Source organism: Acinetobacter sp. 1542444, from assembly GCF_000581835.1.
GTDB lineage: Bacteria > Pseudomonadota > Gammaproteobacteria > Pseudomonadales > Moraxellaceae > Acinetobacter > Acinetobacter pittii.
The window spans coordinates 1-481 of record NZ_JEYA01000026.1; the positions used below are offsets into that span (position 1 = coordinate 1).

Sequence of the window (481 nt, forward strand, 5' to 3'; positions counted from 1 at the left end):
GCCACGACCTCGTCCGCCTGAACGGCCTCCGCGATCGTCATCATCGTCGTCATCACGGCTGCGGCCACGACCTCGTCCGCCTGAGCGACCACCACGATCATCATCATCGTCATCATCACGGCTGCGACCTCGGCCTCGACCACCTGAGCGGCCACCGCGATCATCATCATCATCGTCATCACGGCTGCGGCCACGGCCTCGTCCACCTGAACGGCCTCCGCGATCGTCATCATCATCGTCATCACGACTGCGGCCACGACCTCGTCCGCCTGAACGGCCTCCGCGATCGTCATCATCGTCGTCATCACGGCTGCGGCCACGACCTCGTCCGCCTGAGCGACCACCACGATCATCATCATCGTCATCATCACGGCTGCGACCTCGGCCTCGACCACCTGAGCGGCCACCGCGATCATCATCGTCATCATCACGGCTGCGGCCACGGCCTCGTCCGCCTGAACGGCCACCGCGATCGTCGTCA

General features: G+C 64.9%; 1 protein-coding gene. It reads right to left on the reverse strand.

The window, feature by feature from the left end:
• Positions 1-481: hypothetical protein (locus J580_RS22735; protein WP_032006094.1), on the reverse strand; the 481-nt coding region annotated here is incomplete at both ends.